The sequence below is a fragment of the Streptosporangium album genome, assembly GCF_014203795.1.
Lineage (GTDB): Bacteria > Actinomycetota > Actinomycetes > Streptosporangiales > Streptosporangiaceae > Streptosporangium > Streptosporangium album.
This window is the reverse complement of sequence record NZ_JACHJU010000004.1, coordinates 324,783-347,738: the sequence shown is the minus strand read 5'-3', so window position 1 is coordinate 347,738 and position 22,956 is coordinate 324,783. Positions and strand designations below refer to the sequence as shown.

The 22,956-nt window shown below is 69.2% G+C and carries 23 protein-coding genes and 2 pseudogenes; 13 read left to right on the top strand and 12 right to left on the bottom strand.

Features of this window, described 5'->3' with window-relative positions; translation table 11 throughout:
- Nucleotides 1-23 precede the first annotated feature (23 nt).
- The 3 genes from FHR32_RS35490 (at nucleotide 24) to FHR32_RS35480 (ending at nucleotide 2,205) form a co-directional block, all read left to right on the top strand.
- A complete protein-coding gene (locus FHR32_RS35490) occupies nucleotides 24-1,346 on the top strand; it encodes an RNA-guided endonuclease InsQ/TnpB family protein (RefSeq protein WP_312882846.1) in 1,323 nt (440 codons plus the stop codon).
- 52 nt (nucleotides 1,347-1,398) lie between these two features.
- Nucleotides 1,399-1,752: a hypothetical protein gene (locus tag FHR32_RS35485; RefSeq protein ID WP_184758885.1), complete on the top strand. Its 354-nt coding sequence runs from the start codon at nucleotides 1,399-1,401 to the stop codon at nucleotides 1,750-1,752.
- A gap of 120 nt (nucleotides 1,753-1,872) precedes the next feature.
- Nucleotides 1,873-2,205, top strand: coding sequence for a YnfA family protein (locus FHR32_RS35480; protein ID WP_184758884.1), 333 nt, complete (start codon nucleotides 1,873-1,875; stop codon nucleotides 2,203-2,205).
- A 44-nt stretch (nucleotides 2,206-2,249) separates the two neighbouring features.
- Here the strand turns inward: FHR32_RS35480 and FHR32_RS35475 are convergent, their stop codons facing one another.
- Complete coding sequence (locus FHR32_RS35475) at nucleotides 2,250-3,038, bottom strand: MerR family transcriptional regulator (protein ID WP_184758883.1); 789 nt, start codon at nucleotides 3,036-3,038, stop codon at nucleotides 2,250-2,252.
- Between the two features lie 171 nt (nucleotides 3,039-3,209).
- On the opposite strand from FHR32_RS35475, the gene FHR32_RS35470 reads away from it, so the two are divergent.
- Entirely contained in the window at nucleotides 3,210-5,483 is a 2,274-nt protein-coding gene (locus FHR32_RS35470; RefSeq protein ID WP_184758882.1) for an ATP-binding cassette domain-containing protein, read from the top strand.
- A 108-nt stretch (nucleotides 5,484-5,591) separates the two neighbouring features.
- Here FHR32_RS35470 and FHR32_RS35465 read toward each other — a convergent pair whose 3' ends face one another.
- From FHR32_RS35465 to FHR32_RS35445, 5 genes are all read right to left on the bottom strand, one after another.
- On the bottom strand, nucleotides 5,592-6,425 hold the full coding sequence (locus FHR32_RS35465; RefSeq protein WP_184758881.1) for a pentapeptide repeat-containing protein: 834 nt from the start codon (nucleotides 6,423-6,425) through the stop codon (nucleotides 5,592-5,594).
- Nucleotides 6,426-6,744: 319 nt separating this feature from the next.
- Entirely contained in the window at nucleotides 6,745-6,903 is a 159-nt protein-coding gene (locus FHR32_RS43510) for an SDR family NAD(P)-dependent oxidoreductase (RefSeq protein ID WP_221466684.1), read from the bottom strand.
- Nucleotides 6,904-6,955: 52 nt separating this feature from the next.
- Nucleotides 6,956-7,261, bottom strand: a complete 306-nt coding sequence (locus tag FHR32_RS35455) for a helix-turn-helix domain-containing protein (RefSeq protein ID WP_221466683.1) — start codon at nucleotides 7,259-7,261, stop codon at nucleotides 6,956-6,958.
- A gap of 35 nt (nucleotides 7,262-7,296) precedes the next feature.
- Nucleotides 7,297-7,575 carry an isochorismatase family protein gene (locus FHR32_RS35450; RefSeq protein WP_246468308.1) on the bottom strand — a complete coding sequence of 93 codons (279 nt, stop codon included), beginning with the start codon at nucleotides 7,573-7,575 and terminating at the stop codon, nucleotides 7,297-7,299.
- Between the two features lie 130 nt (nucleotides 7,576-7,705).
- Nucleotides 7,706-8,440 (bottom strand): TetR/AcrR family transcriptional regulator, encoded by a 735-nt coding sequence (locus tag FHR32_RS35445; protein WP_184758879.1) that lies wholly within the window; start codon nucleotides 8,438-8,440, stop codon nucleotides 7,706-7,708.
- Nucleotides 8,441-8,564: 124 nt separating this feature from the next.
- Between FHR32_RS35445 and FHR32_RS35440 the strand changes: the two genes are divergently transcribed.
- The 7 genes from FHR32_RS35440 to FHR32_RS35410 all read left to right on the top strand — a co-directional run bounded on the left by FHR32_RS35440 (nucleotide 8,565) and on the right by FHR32_RS35410 (nucleotide 15,797).
- The gene (locus FHR32_RS35440; protein ID WP_184759038.1) at nucleotides 8,565-9,158 is read left to right on the top strand and encodes an NADPH-dependent FMN reductase; all 594 of its coding nucleotides are present in this window, start codon (nucleotides 8,565-8,567) and stop codon (nucleotides 9,156-9,158) included.
- Between the two features lie 20 nt (nucleotides 9,159-9,178).
- Complete coding sequence (locus FHR32_RS35435; RefSeq protein WP_221466682.1) at nucleotides 9,179-10,717, top strand: MDR family MFS transporter; 1,539 nt, start codon at nucleotides 9,179-9,181, stop codon at nucleotides 10,715-10,717.
- Nucleotides 10,718-10,943: 226 nt separating this feature from the next.
- The gene (locus tag FHR32_RS45190) at nucleotides 10,944-11,384 is read left to right on the top strand and encodes a MerR family transcriptional regulator (protein WP_312882844.1); all 441 of its coding nucleotides are present in this window, start codon (nucleotides 10,944-10,946) and stop codon (nucleotides 11,382-11,384) included.
- 55 nt (nucleotides 11,385-11,439) lie between these two features.
- A complete protein-coding gene (locus FHR32_RS35425; protein ID WP_184758877.1) occupies nucleotides 11,440-12,897 on the top strand; it encodes a GNAT family N-acetyltransferase in 1,458 nt (485 codons plus the stop codon).
- 49 nt (nucleotides 12,898-12,946) lie between these two features.
- Nucleotides 12,947-13,141, top strand: coding sequence for a GNAT family N-acetyltransferase (locus FHR32_RS35420; protein WP_184758876.1), 195 nt, complete (start codon nucleotides 12,947-12,949; stop codon nucleotides 13,139-13,141).
- A gap of 196 nt (nucleotides 13,142-13,337) precedes the next feature.
- Nucleotides 13,338-14,669, top strand: a complete 1,332-nt coding sequence (locus tag FHR32_RS35415; protein WP_184758875.1) for an MFS transporter — start codon at nucleotides 13,338-13,340, stop codon at nucleotides 14,667-14,669.
- Between the two features lie 213 nt (nucleotides 14,670-14,882).
- Nucleotides 14,883-15,797 carry an aminoglycoside phosphotransferase family protein gene (locus tag FHR32_RS35410; RefSeq protein WP_246468307.1) on the top strand — a complete coding sequence of 305 codons (915 nt, stop codon included), beginning with the start codon at nucleotides 14,883-14,885 and terminating at the stop codon, nucleotides 15,795-15,797.
- Nucleotides 15,798-15,809: 12 nt separating this feature from the next.
- Here FHR32_RS35410 and FHR32_RS47800 read toward each other — a convergent pair whose 3' ends face one another.
- From FHR32_RS47800 to FHR32_RS35400, 3 genes are read right to left on the bottom strand one after another with little or no spacing between them, the layout of a single operon-like run.
- Complete coding sequence (locus FHR32_RS47800) at nucleotides 15,810-16,037, bottom strand: YobF C-terminal domain-containing protein (protein ID WP_512700857.1); 228 nt, start codon at nucleotides 16,035-16,037, stop codon at nucleotides 15,810-15,812.
- Nucleotides 15,976-16,584, bottom strand: a complete 609-nt coding sequence (locus tag FHR32_RS35405) for a MerR family transcriptional regulator (RefSeq protein ID WP_184758874.1) — start codon at nucleotides 16,582-16,584, stop codon at nucleotides 15,976-15,978. The genes FHR32_RS47800 and FHR32_RS35405 overlap by 62 nt, the downstream gene beginning before the upstream one ends.
- A 50-nt stretch (nucleotides 16,585-16,634) precedes the next feature.
- Nucleotides 16,635-16,859, bottom strand: coding sequence for a hypothetical protein (locus FHR32_RS35400; RefSeq protein WP_184758873.1), 225 nt, complete (start codon nucleotides 16,857-16,859; stop codon nucleotides 16,635-16,637).
- Nucleotides 16,860-17,489: 630 nt separating this feature from the next.
- Here FHR32_RS35400 and FHR32_RS35395 point away from each other — a divergent pair.
- The gene (locus FHR32_RS35395; protein WP_184758872.1) at nucleotides 17,490-18,668 is read left to right on the top strand and encodes a Cmx/CmrA family chloramphenicol efflux MFS transporter; all 1,179 of its coding nucleotides are present in this window, start codon (nucleotides 17,490-17,492) and stop codon (nucleotides 18,666-18,668) included.
- 75 nt (nucleotides 18,669-18,743) lie between these two features.
- On the opposite strand, the gene FHR32_RS46900 is transcribed toward FHR32_RS35395, so the two are convergent.
- Nucleotides 18,744-19,052, bottom strand: coding sequence for a tautomerase family protein (locus FHR32_RS46900; protein ID WP_221466681.1), 309 nt, complete (start codon nucleotides 19,050-19,052; stop codon nucleotides 18,744-18,746).
- Nucleotides 18,971-19,171: pseudogene (locus FHR32_RS43500) on the bottom strand (LysR substrate-binding domain-containing protein); the annotation flags it as partial. The gene FHR32_RS46900 and the pseudogene FHR32_RS43500, both read right to left, overlap by 82 nt.
- Before the next feature lie 200 nt (nucleotides 19,172-19,371).
- Here FHR32_RS43500 and FHR32_RS35385 point away from each other — a divergent pair.
- Nucleotides 19,372-19,575 (top strand): annotated as a pseudogene (locus FHR32_RS35385) (SAM-dependent methyltransferase); the annotation flags it as partial.
- Between the two features lie 536 nt (nucleotides 19,576-20,111).
- On the opposite strand, the gene FHR32_RS35380 reads toward FHR32_RS35385, so the two are convergent.
- Nucleotides 20,112-22,859 carry an AAA family ATPase gene (locus tag FHR32_RS35380; RefSeq protein ID WP_184758871.1) on the bottom strand — a complete coding sequence of 916 codons (2,748 nt, stop codon included), beginning with the start codon at nucleotides 22,857-22,859 and terminating at the stop codon, nucleotides 20,112-20,114.
- Nucleotides 22,860-22,956: the final 97 nt, after the last annotated feature.

Genomic DNA, 22,956 nt, shown 5'->3' with positions numbered 1-22,956 from the left:
GAGCGACAGGTGGGGCAAGGGAGGTGTTTCGCATACTGACGGGGCGTAAGTACCGGCTGGAGTTGGACTTCGGGCAGAAGCTGTTCGCCGAGCGGGTGGCCGGGATCTGCCGGTCGGTGTGGAACACCGGCCTGGAACAGCGTCGCGCCTATCGGCGCAGGGGCGCTTTCATCGGCTACGCCGGGCAGTGCGGGCAACTCGCCGACGCCAAGGGCGAGTTCATCTGGCTGGCCGACGCTCCCGCCCAGGTCATCCAGCAGACGCTCAAGGACCTGGACGAGGCGTGCCGCAGGCACGGCACCTGGAAGGTCCGCTGGAAGAGCAAGGCGAAGTGGACGCCGTCGTTTCGGTTCCCGACCGCCAAGCACATCCCGGTCGAGAAGATCAACCGCAAGTGGGGGCGAGTGTTCCTGCCCAAGTTCGGGTGGGTGAGGTTCCGTCTGTCGCGCCCGCTGGGCGAGAGCGTGAAGTCCGCGACCATCTCGCGCGACGGTAAGCACTGGTTCGTGTCGTTCCTGGTCGACGACGGCATCACTCAAATGGAGGGGCATGCACGCCCCGACCGGGTGGCGGGGGTGGACCGGGGGGTGGTGACGGCTGCCGTCACCTCCGGCGGGGAGTTCTTCGACCGCCGCCATGCCGGCGAGTCCGGCGTGTCCTCGCCGGTGCCCCCGAAGGAGGAGAAGGCCGACCGCGAGGCCGATCTGGGCTACCTGTCGGCCGGTGAGGCGGAGCGGTGTCTGCGGCTGCAACGCCGGTTGGCCCGTACGAAGAAGGGCTCGGCCCGGCGCAAGGTGGTGGCCGGTGAGGTGGGGGAGATCATGCGGCGGGTTCGGTGGCGCCGGGCGGACTTCAACGCCCAGAGCGCGCACCGGCTCACCCGCGACTACGGGCACATCGTCTTGGAGGATCTGGGCGTCCGTGGCATGACCGCCTCGGCGTCCGGCACGATCGAGGAGCCGGGTTCGCGGGTCGCTCAAAAGTCTGGCCTCAATAAGGCGATCTTGGATAAGGGCTGGTATGGGCTGGAAGTCGCGTTGCGGTCCAAGGCGCGCTGTACCGGCAGCGTCATCGGTAAGGTCCCTGCTGCCTACACGTCCCAGACGTGCTCGGCTCCGGCCTGCGGGAAGGTGGACGCGAAGAGTCGTGAGAGCCAAGCCCTCTTCCGTTGCACCGCCTGCGGGTATACCGAGCACGCTGATGTGAACGCCGCAAAATGCATCAAGGCCAGAGGGCAGGCGGCCGGGCCGGTCGTCTCAGGGCGTGGAGACTCGGGGTTGCCCGGGTCGGTGAAGCGTCAAGCACCCCGTTCCATAGCTCGCGGCGTGCCGCGGGCTGCCGCTTAAGCGGCACGGGAATCCCCGTCCTTCAGGGCAGGGAGCAGGTCAACGTCAGGGTATGGAGCTGAACGAGATCGCTGAGGCAGAGGTGTGGGTGCCGCAGGCGTGCACGCTGCCGACGGCCGAACAGCCGCTGCGGCTGGCGGAGTTCGACGCACTGTTCGCCGAGGCGGTGCGAGGGGTCGACAGGGTGGAGCCGGGCCGGGTACGCCTGGAACTGGAAGCCGACGCGCAGACGGCCGGCCGGACGGCGGAGCTGATGGCGCGGGAAACGGGTTGCTGCTCTTTCTTCACCTTCACTCTGACCGTGACCGGCGGCCGGCTGTGGTTGGAGGTCGCCGCGGACGCCCGGCACATCGGGGTGGTGGACGCGCTGGCCGCCCGCGCGGCCAGTCTGGCCGGCGCGTTGTGAGCGGGCTGCGCAGTGGCCTGGCCGTGCCGTCCGGGTCCGCCCGATGCTCCTGCGACACCGGCGGTGGCCGTGGTAAGTCCGCCTCGTGACACGACACCGGCGACCGGTACCGTCTTGATCATGACGGTTGTGCGGTCCCTTGTTCTGTTCGTCGTGGCGGCGCTCGCCGAGATCGGTGGCGCCTGGCTGATCTGGCAGGGCGTGCGCGAGCACCGCGGCGCGTGGTGGATCGGCGCGGGCATCGTCGCCCTGGGTCTGTACGGGTTCGTCGCCACTCTGCAGCCCGACGCCGGCTTCGGCCGTATCCTCGCCGCTTACGGTGGGGTCTTCGTCGCCGGATCCCTCGCCTGGGGGATGGTCGCCGACGGGTTCCGCCCCGATCGGTGGGATCTGGCGGGTGCCGCCATCTGCCTCATCGGGGTCGCCGTCATCATGTACGCGCCGCGCGGGTAGGTCTTCCCCTTTTTCTCCCGCGAGGTCGTCGCCTGGCGAGGACTTCACCGCTCAGTCCGTCGCGTACGGCTCCGAGTATCACGACGTGGCGCGACCGCGTCTCCGTCGCCGGAGGCCGGCTCTCCGTCCGTGACGTAGTGGTGCAGGCGGCTGGAACCCTCGAGCATGGCCGTTGCCCGTTGTGTCAGTTCCGCCTGACGTTGTGCGATGGCTGCGCGGAGTGCGTCGCTGCTGCCCGTCCTGCGGAGGCCGTCGAGGATGAGCTTGATCTGGGGCAGGGGATAGCGGCCCTGCCGGAGCATGTTGACCATTCGCGCGTCTCGGATGTCTGCTGAACCGAACCAGCGGTACTTGGTGTCTTGATCACGCTGTGGGGTCAGGAGGCCGACGGATTCCCATACACGCAGGGCGGATGCGCGCACACCGAGGTGGGCGGCCATTTCTCCGATACGCATGCCTGACCGCGTCGGTCCCGAGGTCTCCGGGTTCTGCTCTGCGACCGCTTCGAGCGCTTCGCCCGCCGCCTTGAGAGAGAGACGTTGTTCATGCAGCACGGCATGGCCGGCGTCCATGAGGGAGAGCGCCAGAGGGAGGTCTCCGGCATGAGCGGCCTGCATGATCGCTCGGGCGGTGTCCCACCCGTATCCCTTCGCGAGGGCTCGGTAGGTGAACAGGGCCCGGCGGTGTCCGGCGTCGAACCTGCGGTAACCGGCGGGGGACCGTGAGGTCGGAGGCAGGATACCGGCGTCCGCGTAGTTGCGGATCTGTTGGGTGGAGATGCCTGCCATCCGTGCCAGGTCGATGGGGCGGAGGCCCGCTTCCTCGCGGCTCATTGGTCCGTCTTCCCGGCTACAGGGTTCACCGTCGGGTTGAAGGTTACGCGCATAGATCCCCAGCATAAGCAACTGGAAACGGGAAAAGTCTTCATCTGGTGCTTCAATGAAATGATTAAAGGCATGAACGTTGGCAACAGCGGTAACAGCTCAGGAGCGCTCGCTCGGAAAATGTCATCGGATCACACCGCTGCGGACAGCCATGACCTCATCCAGGTCCGCGGTGCCAGGGAGAACAACCTGACCGGTGTCTCCCTCGACATCCCCAAGCGGCGACTCACCGTCTTCACCGGAGTCTCCGGCTCCGGCAAGTCCTCACTCGTCTTCGACACGATCGCCGCGGAGTCGCGGCGGCTGATCGACGAGACCTACACGGCCTTCCTCCAGAACTTCATGCCGAGTCTCGGCCGCCCGGACGTCGACTCGCTGCGCAACCTGAGCGCGGCGATCATCGTCGACCAGGAACGGATGGGCGCGAACTCCCGCTCCACGGTGGGCACCGCCACCGACGCCCACACCATGCTGCGGATCATGTTCAGCCGGATCGGCAGCCCTCACGTCGGCCCTCCCTTCGCCTTCAGCTTCAACAGGGCCGAGGGCATGTGCCCGGAGTGCGAGGGGCTCGGCAAGGTCTCCGAGATCGACGTCGGCCAGCTGGTCGACATGGAGCTGTCGTTGAACGACGGGGCGATCACGGTCCCCGGATTCGCGGTGGACACCTGGTACTGGCAGGTGATGGCGCACTCCGGTCTCTTCGACCCCGACCTCAGACTGAAGGACTACACCCCCGCCCAGTGGGAGGACTTCCTCCACAAGCCCGCCACCAAGCTCAAAATCGGGTCGAACAACCTCACCTATGAAGGGCTCGTCACCAAGGTCCGGCGGCTCTACCTCGCCAAGGACCGGGAGTCGATGCAGCCCCAGGCGCGCGCGTTCGCCGACCGGGCGGTCAAACTCACCGGCTGCCCCGCCTGTGGTGGTTCCCGGCTGAACGAGGCCGCCCGATCCTCCATGATCGACGGCCATACCATCGCACAGTGTTCGGCCATGCAGATCGACGATCTGGCCGAGTTCGTCCGGGGCATCCATAACGACTCCGTCGGGCCGATGCTGGAGACCCTCCGCGGAACACTGGACTCCCTGGTCAAGATCGGTCTCGGTTATCTGAGCCTCGACCGGGAGTCCTCCACGTTGTCCGGTGGTGAGGCCCAGCGTGTGAAGATGGTCCGTCACCTCGGTTCGAGCCTGACCGACGTCACCTACGTCTTCGACGAGCCCACGGCCGGGCTGCATCCGCACGACATCCAGCGGATGAACGATCTGCTGCTCCAGTTGCGCGACAAGGGCAACACGGTGCTCGTGGTGGAGCACAAGCCGGAGACGATCGCGATCGCCGACCACGTGGTCGATCTCGGCCCCGGTGCCGGCACGGCGGGCGGCCGGATCTGCTTCGCCGGCGACCTGGCCGGGCTGCGAAAGTCCGACACCCTGACCGGTCGCTACCTCGACCACCGCGTGAGGCTGCGCGAGGAGGTACGCCGGCCCGACGGGAAGTTGGCGATCAGGGGTGCCACCCTGCACAACCTGCGGGACGTGAGCGTCGACATTCCCCTGGGCGTGCTCACCGTCGTCACCGGTGTCGCCGGGTCCGGCAAGAGCTCTCTGATCCACGGTTACGTCGCCGGGCAGGACGGCGTGGTCGTTGCCGACCAGTCGGCGATCCGTGGTTCCCGCCGGAGCAATCCGGCCACCTACACGGGACTGCTCGATCCGATCCGATCGGCGTTCGCCAAGGCCAACGGTGTGAAGCCCGGCCTGTTCAGCGCCAACTCCGAGGGCGCCTGCCTCGCCTGCAAGGGCCTCGGCGTGATCTACACCGACCTCGCCATGATGGCCGAGGTGGCGTCGTTGTGTGAGGAGTGTGAGGGGAAACGGTTCACGCCGGAAGTGTTGTCGTACCGGCTGCGTGGCAGGAACATCAGCGAGGTTCTCGGCATGTCGGTGGCCGAGGCCCGCGAGTTCTTCACCACCGGTCAGGCCCGAATGATCCTCGACCGCCTCGTGGCGGTGGGTCTCGGCTATCTCGGCCTCGGTCAGCCGCTCACCACGCTGTCCGGCGGTGAACGGCAACGGCTCAAGCTCGCCATCCACATGGCGAAGAACGGCACGACCTACGTCCTGGACGAGCCGACCACCGGCCTGCACCTCGCCGACGTGGACCAGCTGCTCGCCCTGCTCGACCGCCTTGTCGACGGAGGCAACACGGTCATCGTGGTCGAGCACCACCAGGCCGTGATGGCCCACGCGGACTGGATCATCGACCTCGGCCCGGGAGCCGGCCACGAGGGCGGTCAGATCGTCTTCGCCGGTACCCCCGCCGAACTCGTCGGCACAGGCACGTCCCTCACCGCCAAACATCTGTCCGGCTACGTCAGCCAACCGTAGGACTTCGCACTGGTGGCTCCTGGTCCCGCGCCCGGCGGAACGGAGTCTGTCGCCCTTTGAAGGGCCCCGCCGGCTTGTCGCGGCTTTCCCGCAGCCCGGGGCCGGGGGCTACCAGTGCGTGGGACGGGTGAGGGCCTGCGGCAGTTTGGTGGCGGTGTCGCCCCTGGCCGCGTTGAGCTGGGGTTGAGTGAGGAAGATGCTGCCGGTGAGGTCGGCGCCGCTCAGGTCGGCGTCTCGCAGGTCGGCACCTATCAGATCGGCCACGCGCAGGTCGGCGCCCTTGAGATCGGCGGCGATGAGGTACGCCCCGCGGAGGTTGGCGCCCTGCAAATTCGCGCCTCTGAGGTTGGCCCCGATGAGATCGGCCCCCCTCCGGTCCTTCTTACGGCCCGCGACCTTGGCCCGCACGAGTTTGCTCGTGCGCAGCAGCAGGGCGTTGACATCACCCCGGTGTGCCGCCACATCCAGCTCCGTGAGCTCCTGGGCGCTGCCGCCGGTGAGGCGCTCGGTCTTCTCGCGTGCGCGGCGCAGTCCGTCGTGGACGGGCCGGGCCTGCGGCAGGGTGAGTGCTTCGGTCAGATACCACAGGAGTTCATGGAGCTGCCGCATGACGGCGAACACGTCGAACATCTGCCGTGCGGTGCGCGGGGCCTCCCGCCAGTCCTGCCCGCTGAAGGTGACCTGGGAGACCTTCTGCCCCGCGCCGAAGCAGTCGAAGACGGTGCAGCCGGAGAAGCCCCGTTGCCGCAGCTGCGCATGGATGCCACAGCGGAAGTCGGCCTGCAGGTTCGAGCAGGGCTGCCCGGCGTCCTTGTCGGTCGCGAAGTCGGCCGAGGCGGCGAAGGGCAGCGCGACGCAGCACAGTCCGAAGCAGCTGCCGCAGTCGGATCGCAGTCCGAGGTCGGCGGCGTCGGGAGATGGTCGTTCGCGCTTCTGGGACAACGTGCGTGAGCTCCTGCCATAGGGGAGCGCCGCTTCTCAGCGTGCTCGGGATGGAGCTTCATTCTCTCAGAACCGGCAGGACCGGGCGTTGCCGGCTCACGCCGGGTGCCGTGGCCACGGGGAACGGCCAGGTAGGCCACGGCGCCGGCGATCTCCTCGGGCCGGCCCAGCCTGCCGATGTCGTTCGGGACGAAGTCCTCCGCGGCGGCGCGTTCGATCTCCTCCCAGGTCTCGCCCCAACCATGAGCCGGCGCGATGTCGGTGAGAAGCCGCTGAACCGACTCCACCAGGATGGCTCCCGGCGCGACGACGTTCGACGTCACACCGAGCCCTTGAGGTCGCGCGCGAGAGAGAGCGCGAGGTTGTGCCGGGCGGCCAGCGAGGCGTTGTAATGGGGTTGGAGGTTCATCGGCTGCAGTGCCAGTCCTCCTCCGACCTGGATCACCCGCCCCCAGCGCCGTTCGCACATCTGTGGCACCAGCCGCTGGCCACCCCCGCGGAGGTCACGACCCGGTCGTCTGCGACATAGATCACGTCGCGCACCACGACCGCCTCCGGGTACAGGCGGGCCAGTTCGTCCTGGACCGTGTGGTGCGTGGTGCAGCGACGGCCGTCGAGCAGCCCGGCACGATGACGAGATCTTCGGGCGCGAGGGCCGGCCAGGTGTCGTCGGCACGCAGGGGCAGCCCCTGCACGGTGGCGACGTCCTTGTCCTCTGAGACGTAGGAGATGGTGTGGTCGTATCCGAGATCGGCCGCCGTGGAGAAGACTTGAGCGGGTCCGGCCACATCGAGCAGGTGCACCCGGGGGATGAGCAGGAAGACGACGCGTGGCATGGTCCGATCGAGCTTACTCGCCGGGGTCGGCGAACCTATGCGCTGGTCAGCTCGTCGACCGTGCGGATGGTGGCGAAGGTGACGTCGAAGCCCAGGTCGGAGGCGACCCGGGTCGTGGTCTCGCAGCACTGTTCGGTCCGGAGGCCGCACACGGTGAGTGCCCGGACGCCGCGGCTCGTGAGGAACTGGTGGAGGTTCGTGGTGGTGAAGGCGTTGTGCGCCGTCTTCGTGATCAACGGTTCGTCCTCGTGCGGGACGAGACCGTCCATCAGGCGGACGTACCCGCGGGCAGGGTCGAACAGTGCGCTGTTCATCCGTCCAGGATGCGGTGATCCGGCGGCGGGCTGAAGGCACAAGGCGGTCAGGCCGTGGACCGATCCGGTCATCTCCGCCTCCGGAGGGGGCGCCGGACGGCGAGGCCCGGCACCGTCACCGTCGGCGGTCTCAGATGCCCACACGTACGGCGATGCCGTCGAGGACGCAGTCCAGCCCGATCTCGAACTGCCATTGCGGGTCGTCCTTGCGGGCGGCTTCGAAGGTGTAGCGCCGGTAGGTGGGATAGTGGCCGGTGTCCATCAGCCAGATCATCTGCGGGGCCAACCCCGTCCGCACCTCGTCACCGCTGGACCATCCCTGGCCCTCCATCAGCTGGTGCAGGGCGATCTCGGCGTGAGTGGTGCCGTACACGTAGGCTTCGACGGTGCGGACGACGGCCATCATCGTGTCGGCGTCCAGGCCCAGGTCGTCGAGTGCGGTCAGGCTCCGTTCCGCCACGGCCATCCGGTTCGGGGTCAGCGCCAACAGCGCCTGCGGGGAGAGCTGGGCGAGCCATGAATGCTTCAGCATCAGGGCGCGGGTGCGGATGGCGAGGGCCCGCACGCTCTCCCGCCAGCCGGTGGCGTCGGGAAGCTGCAGTTCGGCGTAGACCAGGTCGACCATCAGTTGCAGGACGTCGTCCTTGCCGGACACGTAGCGGTAGGCCGCCATGGGGGCGACGCCCAGCTCGGTGGCCAGGCGCCGCATGGTGATGGCGTCGAGGCCCTCGGCGTCGGCGATCTCGACCGCCACCGAGGCGATCCGGTTGGGTGTCAGGGTCTGGCGGGGCGCCGGAGCGGGGCGTTCAAGGCGCTCCCACAGAGAGGTGTGCGCCTTGCCGTCGTCTTTCTTCTGAGCGGCCATGGATGCGGTTCCCTTCCAGGTCACGGTGTATACACCGTATCAAGATTAGACAACGTACACAGCCATGTGTACGTTGTACTCGCTAAGATACGTTGTACACATCAAGGGATCCCTCATGAGCGACATGAACGACAACCGCCTTCAGATCGCGGTCCTCCTCGGCAGCACCAGGGACGGACGGTTCGGCCCGGTCGTGGCGAACTGGCTGCTCAGCCACTTCGCGCGGCGCGAGGACATGGACGCCGACCTCATCGACCTGGTCGAGACCCCGCTGCCCACCGTCTTCCCGGTTCTCGGGGAGCCTCCGGCCTCCCCGGAGGCCAGGGAACTGCTGGCCGCCGTGTCGCCGCGGCTGGCCACGGCCGACGCCTTCGTCATCGTCACGCCCGAGTACAACCACAGCTTTCCGGCGGTGCTGAAGAACGCCATCGACTGGCACGGCAGGGAGTGGCATGCCAAGCCGGTCGGCTTCGTCTCCTACGGTGGTTTCTCCGCCGGCCTGCGCGCGGTCGAACAGCTCCGTCTCGTCCTGGCCGAGCTGCACGCCGTCACCATCCGCGACAGCGTCGGCTTCCAGGGCGTGTGGGCGCAGTTCGACCCGGCCGGTACGGCCACCGACCCGGCCTGTGACGTCGCGGCCAAGACCATGCTCGACCAGCTGGCCTGGTGGGCGCATGCCCTGCGCGAGGCCAGAGCCGTCCGCCCGTACTCGGCCTGATGCCGCTCCGGGAAACAGCGATGAACCACAGCGGACCACCGGCAGGACGGCGGTCGATCTACTTCGGTGTCTTCGGCCTGATGCTCGGCATGTTCCTGGCCATGCTGGACGGCCTGATCGTCGGCACCGCGCTGCCCACGATCGTGGGTGACCTCGGCGGGCTGAACCACCTGTCCTGGGTGGTGACGGCCTACCTGCTCGCCGCCGCCGCGACCACTCCGATCTGGGGGAAGCTCGGCGACCTGTACGGCCGCAAGGGCACCTTCATGGCCGCGATCCTGCTCTTTCTGGCCGGCTCGACACTCGCCGGTCTGTCTCAGGACATGGGTCAGCTCATCGCGTTCCGCGCGGTACAGGGGCTGGGGGCGGGCGGGCTGATGGTCGGCGCGCTGGCGATCATCGGCGTGCTGGTCCCCCCGCGCGAGAGCGGCCGCCTGCAGTCGATGATCGGCGCGATGCTGCCGGTCGCCTTCGTCGGCGGACCGCTGGTCGGTGGCTTCCTCACCGACCAGCTGAGCTGGCGCTGGACCTTCTACGTGAACGTGCCCATCGGGGCCGTCGCCCTGCTGATCATCGGCATGGGGATCCGGCTGCGGACCGAGCGGATCACGGCCCGCATCGACTACGCCGGCGCGCTGCTGCTGACCGCCGCCATCCTGGCCCTGACCCTGCTCGCCGGCTGGGGCGGGAGCAGCTACGCCTGGTCCTCACCGCAGATCCTCACCCTGGGCACCGCCGGCGTCCTGGCGCTGGCCGGATTCGTGTACGTCGAGCGGCGCGCCGTCGAACCGGTCATCCCGCCCCGGCTGTTCCGCAACCGCAACTTCACCCTCGCCCAGGTTCTCAGCTTCCTCGTCGGAGCGGTCATGCTCAGCGTGACGAACTACCTGCCGCAGTACATGCAGTTCGTCCGGGGAGCCTCTCCGACGGCCAGCGGCATGCTGCTGCTGCCCCTGATGTTCGGCATGCTCGCCGCGCAGCTCACCACCGGCCACCTCGTCAGCCGCAACGGCCGCTACCGCGTCTACCCGATCCTCGGCGGCGCCGTTACGGTGACGGGCGCCCTCGCCTTGTTGCTGCTCGACGTGGACACCGCTACGGCTGTCGCCTCGGCCCTCACCCTGGTCGCCGGGCTCGGCATGGGCCTGCTGATGCAGAGCACCATGCTGATCACGATGAACAGCGCCGACGCCCGTGACATGGGCGCCGCCAGCGGGACGGTCACTTTGGTCCGCACCATCGGCGGCTCGCTGGGCATCGCGCTGCTGGGTGCCCTCTACGCGGGCCGCATGGAGGCGAGCCTCGCCGGGGGGCTCGGCGCCGAGACCGCGCACCGGATGGCCGCCGGGGGCGGTGACCTGACGCCGGCCCTGCTGCGGGACATGCTCCCCTCCGTCCGCGAGGCCTACCGGACGGCCGTCACCAGCGGCCTGCACGGCATCCTCCTCGGTGCCGCGGTCCTGTCGGTGATCGCCTTCGCCGCCTCCTGGCTCCTCCGCGAGATCCCGCTCCGCACCGGAGCCCTGGTAGGGGCCGGTCTCGAGGAAGACGGTCCGTGAGGAACATCGGAGGGCCTGTGTCCATGGCGGCTCCTGGGCCGCGCACTTCGACCAGCTCACCGGCCTGCCCCGTATGGAGGGGTCATACGGTGCGGCCACGGCGTTCGGCGGGCGCCATGCGGGCGGCGTAGCCGGCGAGCATCGCCCACAGGGTGCCGCCCATGACGCCGGCCAGCAGCCGGGCCACGAAGATCAACTGTCCCGGCGCACCGGCGTCCCCGCCAGGATGCTGCGCTACTACGAGGAGCAGGACCTGCTGCATCCCGAGCGGACCGACAACGGCTACCGCTCCTACGACGCATCGGCGGTCTACCGGGTTCAGCAGATCCGCGGGCTCCTCGACTCCGGCCTCACCACCGAGATCATCCGTAATATCCTGCCCTACCTGAACAGGCCGGACGAGATCCACCTCCATCCGGAATGCCTGACCCCGGAGACCGACGGGCTGCTGCGGGGCGAGGCCGAGCGGATTCAGCAGCGCATCGACTGCCTGACCCGCAATCGCGACGCCATCCGGGCCTATCTCGCCGTCGTCCAGCCGGACACCGCGCCACGCCCTCGCCCGGGTCCCCGGCCCGACGGCGGGCCGGGGAGCGCGAAACAGCCACAGCCGTATGGGGCCGGCCATCGAGGCCGCCTTAACGGTAACCGAAGAAATTCGAAGTAGTCCTTGACAGTTGGAGCACGCGAGACTGAGGCCTCGCGGTATGAGGAGGAGAGCGTTGTCCCAGGTAACGGTGGTCGAAGTGCCCCAGTGGCAGGGATCGTCCTCCCCGGCGGCCGTCCGGCTGGCCGAGGGGGCCGCCCGGCTGGCCGCCATGATCCCCGACGCCGAGCACCTGCGCGTGACGATCGGAGAGACCCTCGCGGAGACCGCCGCGAGGACCCGGGAGGCGCTTTCGCGGGCCCGGGGCGGTTTCACGGTCACGGTCGGCGGAGACTGCGGCGTGGAGCTCGAACCGATCTCGGCGGCTCTGCGAGAGTACGGCGAGCGGCTGAGGGTCGTATGGTTCGACGCGCACGGCGACCTCAACACCCCCGATTCGTCCCCCTCGGGCGCCTTCCACGGCATGGTGTTGCGCACGCTCCTGGGTGAGGGGCCACCAGACCTGGTGCCCGATCGAGTGCTCCGGCCGGAGCAGGTCGTCCTCGCCGGGGTCCGCGCACTGGACCCCGCTGAATCTGAATACGTGCGAGTGACGGGCCTGGGCGACCTGTCCGCACTCGCCGACGGGGCGGCGCTCTACATCCACCTCGATCTCGACGTGCTCGACCCGGAGTTCTTCGGCTCCGTCGGCACCCCGGAGCCCGGAGGCCTTCTCCCCGGGGAGCTGACCGATCAGATCGCCGCCCTGGCCTCGCGATTCGAGGTCGTGGGACTCGGCGTGACCGAGTACGAACCCGCACGCCCTCAGGACGACGACCTGCTCGCCAAGCTGGTTCCCGAGCTCGTGACGCTCTGCGGTGCTTCGGCCGCCTGGCAGATCGAACGGCGTGCCGCCCAGGCCTGGCCCGCCTCGTTCACCGAGGATCGCGAGGGCTGGTTGCTGAGACACACTCCCGGCGGGGGGTGGAAACGCTCGAACTCCGCGCTGCCGCTGCTCGGCCGCACGACCACAGTCGACGAGGTCGAGGCCTTCTATCGGGAGCGGGGACAGCCGGCATGCGTCCAGGTGAGCCCCGCGGAACATCATCGCTCGCTCGACGCGGCACTGGCGGCCCGCGGCTATGCCCTCACCGGTAAGACCCTGGTGCTCACCGCCTCGACCGCCGACGTCATCGCCGAGACCACGTCGACCATCCCCGTCGAAACGGTGGACGACCCCGCCCGCTGGCCCCGGCTCTTCGCCGGCCTGGACGGCCGTCCGGCCAGCAGCGAGGTCATCGCGCGTATCGCCTCGCCCACCGCTCTCCTGGCCGTCGACACAGCCGGGCGGACCGCCGGCATGGGACTGTTCGTGGCCGACTCCGGCTGGGCGGGGATCTTCTGCATGGCGACCCACCCCGACCACCGCCGCCGGGGCGTCGCCACCGCGATCCTGGGGGCCGGCGCCCGCTGGGCGGCTGGTCAGGGGGCCGAACGCCTCTATCTTCAGGTCGAAGAGCACAACGAAACAGCCCGTAATCTCTACGCCCGGATCGGCTTCACTCCTTCACACACCTATCACTACCGGCAATGAGCGTCCGTCCGTTCTTCTTAATTTCGCCATAGAGAAATTGGAAGGGCTCATGTCGACTCAGGAAGCGGCCGTCCGGGCGGCCGCGCCCGAAGACCTCGGCCGCATAGCCGAGATCTTCTCCCACTACGTCATCGGCGGCGTCACCACCTTCGAGGAGGTCCCGCCGACCGTCGCGCACCGGCGGCAACGGTTCGGCGACCTGGCGGAGCGCCGGTTGCCGTGCGCCAAACGCTGTTCCCGATAATGGGTTGTCGCGCCTGACCGCGGTCAGCCAGAGTTCTGGAATGCGCAATGTCCTTCTGCTGCCCGGTGCCGGCCGTACCAAGGCGGACTGGCGGCTGGTCAGGCCGGCTCTGGACCACTCTTGAGTCCCGGCGGTGCCGTGCGGGCGCACGATCACCACGGTGGCGCTCTTTCCCTCGTGCCGCCCAGGTCGTCCCGTGTTCCCTAGATCACGTGCTGCGGGCACGGCGCCGCAGGACACGCGGGTCCGGTCGCTGTGGCGCGATCGCGACTTCGGCGTCTTCTGGGCCGCGCAGACCCTCTCGGTCGCCGGAGACTCCTTCGCCTACATCGCGGTCCCGCTGCTGGTGCTGCAGGCGACCGGGTCCGTGGCCCAGATGGGCCTGCTGACAGGCATCTCGGGGGCGGCGTCGGTCGGCGCCGGGATCTTCGCCGGGATTCTGGTGGACCGGTTCGACCGGCGGTCACTGCTGATCTGCTGCGACCTCGCCCGGCTGGTGCTGTACGCGGTCATTCCCCTGGCATGGGCGATGGGCCCGCAGGTCGGGGTCTTGTACGTCGTGTTGCCGGCCGCCGAGGCCGTCGGCATGGTCTTCCAGGTGACCTATGTGGCCGCGGTGCGCAACCTCGTCGGGGAGGAACAGATCACCGAGGCCAACGGTCGGCTCTACGCCACCTCAGCCGCGGCGGGGATCCTGGGCCCCGTGCTCGCCGGTGTCATGGCCGGGCACTTCGGCCTGACCACCGCGATCGCCATCAACGCCGCCAGCTTCGCGGTGTCCGCCGTCGCCGTTTACCTCATCCGGATCGACAGACGCCAGGCGCCGGCGCCGACCGGCGCCGGGACGCGGGCTGCGGAGCCGGATACCCCGATGCCGGACGTGGGCGGTACGGTGGCGCGGGAGAAACGGGCCTGGCAGGAGCTGCTCGCCGGTGTGCGCTTCCTGTGGGCGAACCCGGTCCTGCGCACCCTGACGATCCTGCTGTCCTTCTTCATCTTCCTGACACTCGGCCTCACAGATATCGTGATCTATCGCCTCAAACACGACCTTGGCCAGTCCGATTCCACCGTCGGCACCGTACTCGGAGCCGCCGCCGTCGGCACGGTCGCAGGCGCCCTGCTGGTCGCGCGCCTGCGTCAACGGCTGGGGTTCGGGCCCTGCTGGATCGGCGCGCAGTCGGTGTGCGGGCTGGCCATAGCCGGGATCGGCTCCGTCGGCACCTCCTGGGGCGTGGCCGCGCTGATGGGCGTCTACCTCGGCTGCGTCAGCGTGGCCGGGATCTGCTCGATGTCGCTGCGCCAGCAGGTCACCCCCGACCACCTGCTCGGCCGCGTCACCTCGGCATTCTGGACCATCCACTTCTCCATGGGGCCGGTGGGAGCCGCCGGTCTGTCGTGGGTCGCGGCCCGCTTCGGAGCCACCACGGTCTGCGTGATCGCCGGTACCGGTTGCCTGCTCATCGCGGTCGCCGCCCTCTTCACCCCGGCACGCCGTCGGCACCCTGAACGTGTGGTGGCCGACACGTGAGCAGGGCGCCCCTGGACGCAGAGCAGGCCCCCGGGGTGGCGCGGGCGTTCAAGGCTCTGGACGATTCCGGTACGGCTGCGCATCCTGTCGGTCGTGGCGAGCCACGCAGCGTGGTCTCGGCCGTGACCTGACCCAGGACGTGGGTCGCCACGCACGGTCCAGCCTCCGCAAAACCCTTTGCGCGACGGCAGGAACGGCCGCCACACTCTCGGGATGATGGAGAGTTCGCACATCGACGGACGTGCCGGAATCGATGCGTCGCTGGTGAAGCGACTGATCGCGGACCAGTTCCCGGAATGGGTCGGCCTGTCCGTGACACCGGTCGAGGTCGATGGCTGGGACAACCGCACCTACCGCCTCGGAGAGAAGATGACGGTGCGTCTTCCGACCGCCGCCGGCTACGCACCGGCGGTGGACAAGGAACATCGATGGCTGCCGATCCTCGCGCCGTCGTTGCCGGTTGCTGTTCCCATGCCGCTGGCGAAGGGGGCTCCGGGCGCGGGATATCCGTTCAACTGGTCGATCCGCAGGTGGTTGGAGGGCGAGACCGCCAGCCCTGACCGCATCGACGACCTGCCCGCGTTCGCGGCCTCGGTGGCCGATTTCATCCTCGCCCTGCAGCGCGCCGACGCGACGGATGGGCCACAGGCGGGTGCGCACAGCTTCTACCGGGGTGCCTCTCCGGCACACTACGACGACGAGACCCGTCGCTCCCTCGCCGTGCTGGACGGCCGCATCGACACCGACCGGGCATCGGCTGTGTGGGACACCGCCCTCGATGCGACCTGGGCCGGGGCGCCGGTGTGGTTCCACGGTGACTTCGCGAGCGGCAACCTGTTGGTCAGGGAGGGAGGGCTGGCTGCCGTCATCGACTTCGGAACATCGGGTGTCGGCGATCCCGCGTGCGATCTGGTGATCGCGTGGACGATGTTCTCGGGCGATAGCCGGGAGGCCTTCCGCAGCGCTGTCAGCCAGGACTCCGCCACGTGGGCGCGGGCCCGGGGCTGGGCACTGTGGAAGGCGCTGATCGTCCTGGCAAAGGAGATCGACACGGACGAGAGGCAAGCCGCCGCCAACCGCCGCGTGATCGATGAAGTTCTGTCCGATCATGATGGCGTCGGCTGGTAGTGCTCTGCCAGGTCAGCCTGTTGTGGCTGTTCGGGCCAGCCGGCCGGGTGGTGGTTCGATGGATCCGAAAGCATGCGCCCGTCCCGATCTGGGCGTGTCCTCCATGACCGTGGCGAGTTCCTCCCGCAGGTGCTCATAGGTGGGGGCCAGTTGTCGCAGCCCCAGTTCCAGGGCTTGATCATCTCCGGAGACGAGAGAGTGTTGCAGGCTTCCGAGGGTCGTGGACGGTGATCGCCCCACCTCCGTGCGGGGCGTCTTCGTAGTAGGCGATGCCGGGGCCGGTCGGGACCACCCCGGCATCGCTCAGGCGGCGACACAGTTCGTCGTAGAGGGGCCCGATGACCGGTCCGACGTCCTGTGGATCGAAGCTCATGGCTGTGCCGGTCAGCTCGGCCAGCCGGACGGGTGGAAGGCTCTTGACGGCGATGTCGTCGGTGGGCATACGCCCCTCGCTCTCGATCGTCCGGAGCCTCGCCTCGACCTGGGTCAGCCGGGCCGCCGCATCGGTCATGGCCGCCTCCAATTCCGCCTGCCTCAGCCGCAGCATGCCGCGTAGTTCCTCGACGCTCACGTGCTCGTTGAGGATCGACTGGACCTGCTGAAGGGTGAAGCCGAGGTCCTTGAGCGCGATGACGCGGTTGAGCCGGGCGAGCTGCCCGGCCTCGTAGAGGCGGTAGCCGCTGGCCGGATCGACGTGGGCGGGACGCAGCAGCCCGATGGCGTCGTAGTGACGCAGCATGCGGACCGACACGCGGCCGTGCTTGGCGAAGTCTCCGATGGTGAACATGGTGCCTTCCAGTGCAGGGCCTCACACAGTGGCAGGGTCAAGTGCATCGCTCAACGAGTGGTGTGCCCGGAAGGCCGTGGCGCTCCTCTGCGACCGGGTGTCGGCACGCATGAGTGTGAACCCTCCCGGTCGAGATTGCCCGGACAGAGCAGCACCACGGCCGGGTGCGGCCCGTTACCTGCGGGCAGGGCCAGAGTGTCGGCCATGACCAGCCCGTCGTCCGCGGTCACCGTCATGCCGATCTCCCGTATCGACGGCACAACGTCATGCTGCATTGACTCTCCTGCGGAGTAGGTGGGCTCTGGACACTTCCTCGCGAACCCCCTGAGCTTCTATTGCTTCATTGAAGTTCTGAGTTGAGACTTTCCTCACGGGCTAACGGCTCAGGTGCTGTGAACACTTCGAAAGCCTCAAACGAAGGTGGATAGAGCCGTGTGGCTCAAGCAGCCCTCGGCAACCTCGACCTCGACGGGATTCGCCCTCCTCTGCCCGTTCCTGTGCTGTCTGCCCTGATCGGCGGGGTCCATTCCCGGGACCCGGTAAACAGGTGGAGGCGGCGTGATCCGAGCTGTTAGTGTCGCGATCATGTCCAGCCCCGAGGCGAACAGACGCTAGCCACCGGTCGACCGGTGGCTGACCCGCTGTCGAGTTGAAGCCACGCGGCCGAAGAGGTCGCCGGCCTGCCTCCGCACGGCTGCCGTCGCCGGATCACCGTACTGTGGGCTGCCCCCAAGGCGGTCGTGCGCCGATTCCCCGGCGTCGACGGATCTCCTTCGTGAGCGAAGCGCGGTCGTCGAGTCGTGTCCGTGAAGAGACCGGACGGTCATCTGCGCTGCCACCCGTCGTGATGAGCGGGCGCGGCCCACCCCACCCCGTTGATCTACTAGCCGTCTCTGGAGCTTTTCATGCCATTCGCCGTCTACATGCTCGGGCTTGCGGTGTTCGCCCAGGGCACGTCGGAGTTCATGCTGTCCGGTCTGATACCGGGCATCGCCGGCGACCTCCACGTATCCATCGCGGCCGCCGGGCTGCTGACCTCGGCGTTCGCGATCGGAATGGTGATCGGTGCGCCGTTGATGGCGCTTCTCAGCCGACGATGGCCACAGCGCCGCGCGCTGGTCATCTTCCTCTGCGTCTTCGCCGCCGTCCACGTCATCGGCGCCCTTACCCCCAGCTACGGAGTGCTGCTCGCGACGCGCGTCGTCGGGGCGCTGGCAAACGCCGGGTTCTGGGCCGTTGCCCTGGCGGCCGCGGTCGGCATGGTCGATCCCAATGCCAGGGCGCGCGCCACCTCCGTTGTGGTCGGGGGTGTCACCATCGCCTGCGTGGCGGGGGTCCCCGCCGGCGCACTGCTGGGAGAGCAGTGGGGATGGCGATCGGCGTTCTGGGCGGTGGCCGCCGTCTCGGTACCGGCCATCATCGCGATCGCAAGGACGATTCCGGAAGGACGGCCCCGGTCCACCGGCACGAGCGCCCGCGGGGAACTGCGCGTCCTGACCAGTCGTGAGCTCCTGTTGACCCTGCTGATGAGCACACTCGTGCAGGGCGCGACGTTCTGCACGTTCACCTACCTTGCGCTGCTGGTCACGAACGTCACCGGTTTCGGCCCTGGATGGGTGCCCGCCGTGCTCGCACTCTTCGGGTTGGGCTCGTTCGCCGGTGTCACCGTCGGGGGCCGGCTCATCGATGCGCGGCCGGTCACGCTCATGATGGCCGGCATGGCGTCGCTCGCCGTCGGCTGGACCGTGCTCGCGCTGACCGCGGGGAACCCGGTGGCAGCGATCATGCTCGTCTTCATCCAGGGGATGCTCTCGTTCGGCACCGGGCCGGCATTGATCTCGCGAGTGCTCCACCTGGCGGCCGACGCGCCGACCCTGGCCGGTGGGTCCGCCACGGCAGCCTTCAACGTGGGCGCCACGATCGGTCCGTGGTTCGGCGGGCTCGCGATCGGCGCGGGGTTCGGCTTCCGCTCGCCGGTGTGGGTGAGCGCGCTGCTGATGGTCCTTGCACTCGCCGCAGCCGGTGTGGTGCCAGTGGTACGGCGTGCCTCAGCACGTGGTCGCGAGGAGATCCCGGCGGCGTAGCGCCGACTCGGCTCTGCCCGGCTCCCCGTATGGGGAGCCGGGCAGAGAGCCGGACACGGCCTCTTCGCCCGTCGGTTACCTGTCCGCGGTGAGCGTTCCCGCCGCGCCCCAGCTGTCGGTGGGCACCTCGTGGATCCAGACCTGAACGGTTTCGGCGGGGACCTGGTAGGCGTCCACGAACGCGTCGGTGATTTTCCTGACCGGCTCGCGCTCAGGAGCCGTTCCAGGCCGGGAGGCGGGGATACGCGGCGGACCACGAGCGAGGTGACCATCGCCAGCCGTGATTCGCGGAACGGCATCCCGGCCAGGTCGGCGAGTAACACCTCGGGCGCGCCGGCGAGCGGATGGTGGGCGGGAAGCACGGCGACCAGTGGATCCCGCCACACCGGCAGGGCGGTCAGACCGGGATGCCCGGCCACCTCCCGGGCGCCGGCGACCGCCGCTCTGGCCCGCTCCTCGGCCTCCAGCACGGCCCGCGCCTCCGGCAGGAACCGTTCGCCCATCGTGGTCAGCCTGACGTGTCTGGGCGAGCGGTCCACCAGCTCAACTCCCAGCTCCCGCTTTCCGTGCGGCGGCGCGTCGGCCTGGCCGTGCTCGCGATCAGTACGTTCGTCGTCGTCACGACCGAGATGCTGCCGGTCGGCCTGCTGCCCTCGATCAGTGAAGACATGGGCGTCGCGCGGTCACGGGTCGGACTGCTGATCACCTTCTACTCGCCTTCTTCGAGTCCGAGGGCGGGCCGGTGGCGGCGTTCGACCACGCGGTGGCGCCGGCTTACCGGTGGCCGATCGACGACCTTGCCGGGCTGGCACACGAGGCCGAGTTCGTCGAGGTCGGCCGGATGCTGCGTGAGCCCCGAGAGGGGGAGCGGTTCCGCCGAGGTCACCTGTTGCTGCGTAGACAGTAGATTCGGCGACTGGAGGCACAGGTGGAGGTCTGTCATGGTTTCGATCTCCCGCGGCGGAGTGTTAGGCGGCCAGCCCCAGCGCCGATGGTGCCGGCCTTGCCGTAGAACAGATCCGCGTTGATCGATGACGCTCCACCGGGCCGCGACCGCGGCGTGCAGGGCCCGCAGGGTCTGTCCAGTAAACCCGTACAGTCCGCCTCGTGCACTCCTCCTGCTATCGCGGGGTCCTCGCCCGCCGACACAGGAAACCAGCACAACAATCCTGAACCGCCCTCCGGGGCTAATGGGAGCTACCGGGTCACTTCGGCCCTTGAGGCGTGTGCCGCGATGAGTGGCCCGCACGGTTCTGAGGGGGCCGGGGCGCAATAATGCGCTCCGGCTACCCGCCGAGTACAGGGCCGTGATGCTGGCAGCGGTTCGGTATAGACGTACTGGAAGATCAGCGTATTCAGCGGTCGACTGAACTGCTGGAGGTGTTTGCGCAGTTCAGGAGACTGCCACTTATGAAGGTGGCTATGGCGCCGGTCGCGCTTTCGTCAGCCGAGGTCGAGTTCAAAGTCGAGGCCGCGGAGTTCGGCGCGTGCGGAAATCCCGAGTTTGGGGAACGCCCGGTACAGATGCGAGCCCACCGTTCGCGGGCTGAGGTGCATCCGGTCGCCGATCTCGCGGTTACTCAGCCCTTTGGACGCGAGCCTGGACACCTCCAGTTCCTGCGGGCTGAGCAGAACGGCGACCGCCCGGATCTGGTGCGGTACGGCGCCGCCGGCCGCGCGGAACTGGGCGACCGCGCGCCGTGCCCATGGTGCCGCTCCTAGCGCCTCGAACGTCTCGCCTGCGGCCCTCAGTATCGGCTGGGCCTCGATCCTGTGGTGGTTGCGGCGCAGCCATTCCCCGTAGAGAAGTTCGGTCCGCGCCCGATCGAAGGGGTGCTGGTCGAGCCCGCCGCCCGCGAGCGCGCTCCGGTAGTGCGACTCGGCGTGCGCGTCGTCTGCCAGGATCGCGCGGTAGCGGTGCTTCCGGGCCAGGGCGGCGGGCCCGCGGATGCCGCCGGTCTGAGGTTCCATGGCCGCGACGACCCGCCGGGCCGGTTCCGGATGTCCAGCGCGCACGGCGGCCTCAACGAGGTCCGGGAGCATCGCGAAGGCGACGAAGTCATTGGACCGAGGTGAACCTCGGTCGACCAGGCGCATCAACTCCGTGAATGCCTCCCCTGACGCGTCTTCGCCCAGCGCCAGCAGCCCCAGGGCGCCGGTCGCGGTCGCCGCGGCGATACGCTCGCGCAGCGGGAGCGCGATCTCCAGCGCCTGCCGGGCGAGCTTGCGGCATTCCGCGGCCTCGCCGCGCACGGCGGCGAACCGGGCCGACTGGGCGAGGAAGTTGGCTGTCCATCCCCGCTGGCCGGTCTCGTAGCTCAACCGCAAGCCCTCCTCGGCATGCGCGGCCCCCTCGGTCCAGCGCCCGAGCCGGAACTCGATGTCGGCGTGGTAGAACAGCACCTCGGTCAGGAGCGCGGGAGAGCCCGCGGCGCGGACCCGGCGGCCGGTGGCTTCGGCGAGCCGGAGGGCCTGGTGGTCGTCGGGCCCCATCCAGCCGATCACGGTCGCCCACATCCACTCCCGCTCACCGCCCCCGCCCCCGGCCTGGACCATGGCGCCCGGCAGTTCCCACAGTTCGGCCCCGGTGATGACACCCTCGTAGCCCTCGAGGAGGCCTTCGGCGGCGCGAAGCGTCGCCGGGGAGCAGTCCAGGTCGGTGATGCGCCTGGTCGCCAGCATCGTCGCCTCCATGTCTCCGGCGTGCAACGCCGATCCCGCCGCAAGCGTGAGGATCCAGGCTGCCTCCTCGGGTTCGGTGGATGCCATGAGCTCGGCGCACCGCATCAGGTGTGAGTAGGCGATCGCGGGGTCCCCGCTGTACAGCTCGATGGTCCCGTTGAGCTGGGCCAGTATCGCGGGGGGCACGGGCTCGGCCATGACCTGGTCGACGAGCGTCCGTGCCAGGCCGGGCCGGCCTGCGTCCAGCGCCACGAAAGCGGCGGTCACCGTCCTGCGGCAGCGGTCGATGGGCGACTCGCTGAGCCGCGCGGCCTGCTGCAGGACGGAGATCGCCGCGGCCGCGCCACCGCGCCGTCGGGCGGCGTCGGCGCCTCGCTCCAGCGCGGCGGCGATCTTCTCATCCGGTGCGGTCGTGGCCACGGCGAGATGCCAGGTCGCCTGGTCGTCCTCTCCGGCGGCGCTCAGGTACGCGGCGATGGCCAGATGCGCGGCGCGGCGGCGGTCGAAAGAGGCGTCGGCGTAGACGGCGGAGCGGACCAGCGGATGCCGGAAGCGGATCTCGACCCCGGTGAGCTGCACCAGTCCCGACCGCTCGGCCGGGTCCAGAGCGTCGGCCGGTAGGCCCAGCCGGGCGGCGGCTCCGAGGACGGTGCCGACGTTCCCGCTCTCCTCTGCGGCCGCCACCAGCAGCGCCGCGCGGCCGTCCGCGGACAGGGCTTCGACCTGGCGCAGGAACGCCGCGCGGACACGGGCGCTCACAGGCAGGGTTCCGGTCATGGCGAGGTCGGGCAGGGCCCGCTCGGGCTCGTCGAGCCGGGCCAACTCGATCAGCGCCAGCGGGTTGCCACCGGTCGCCGCGACGAGGGCATCTCGTTGACGGGTGGGCAGCGTCCAGCCGTACGCGTCGAGCAGTTGCGCGGCGTCCTCGGGGGGCAGTCCGTGCAGCACCAGTTCGGTCAGCCCGGCCGTATTGACCGGCAGCGGTTCGGGTTCGCGCACGGCGAGCAGCATCGCGACGGGCTCGCCGGCCAGCCGGCGAGCGGCGAACAGCAGGGCGGCGGCGGAGGCACGGTCCAGCCACTGCACGTCGTCGACCGTGACCAGCAGAGGGCGGTCCGCCGCCACCGCCGCGAGCAGGGTGAGCACCGCCGCCGAGACCAGGAAGTCCGAGGCAGGGGAGTCGGCTATGCCGAGCGCGCCGCGCAGCGCCTCGGCCTGGACGCCGGGCAGCGCGTCGAGGTGATCGAGCACCGGCCGCAGCAGCCCGAGTAGCCCGCTGAACGCGTGCTCGACCTCGGATTCCACCCCGGCGCACGCGAGCACCCGCATGGGCTCGGGGGCGGCTGCGGTCTCGGCGGCATGGCGTAGCAGTGAACTCTTGCCTATCCCCGCTTCGCCGCGCAGGACCAGCACCCCGCTGCGTCCGCTCCGCGCGTCGGCGAGCAGCCGGGCGACGGCTTCTTGTTCCCCGTGCCGACCGTGCATCACGTGTGAGTCCCAGGTCTCCACCGGCGGTCTCCCGGGTGACTGCAGTCGGTTCGACTCTGGCCCCAGATCCGCGTCCCCGCGAGGCTAGCCCCAATGGGCGGGTAACGCCCGCCGACCC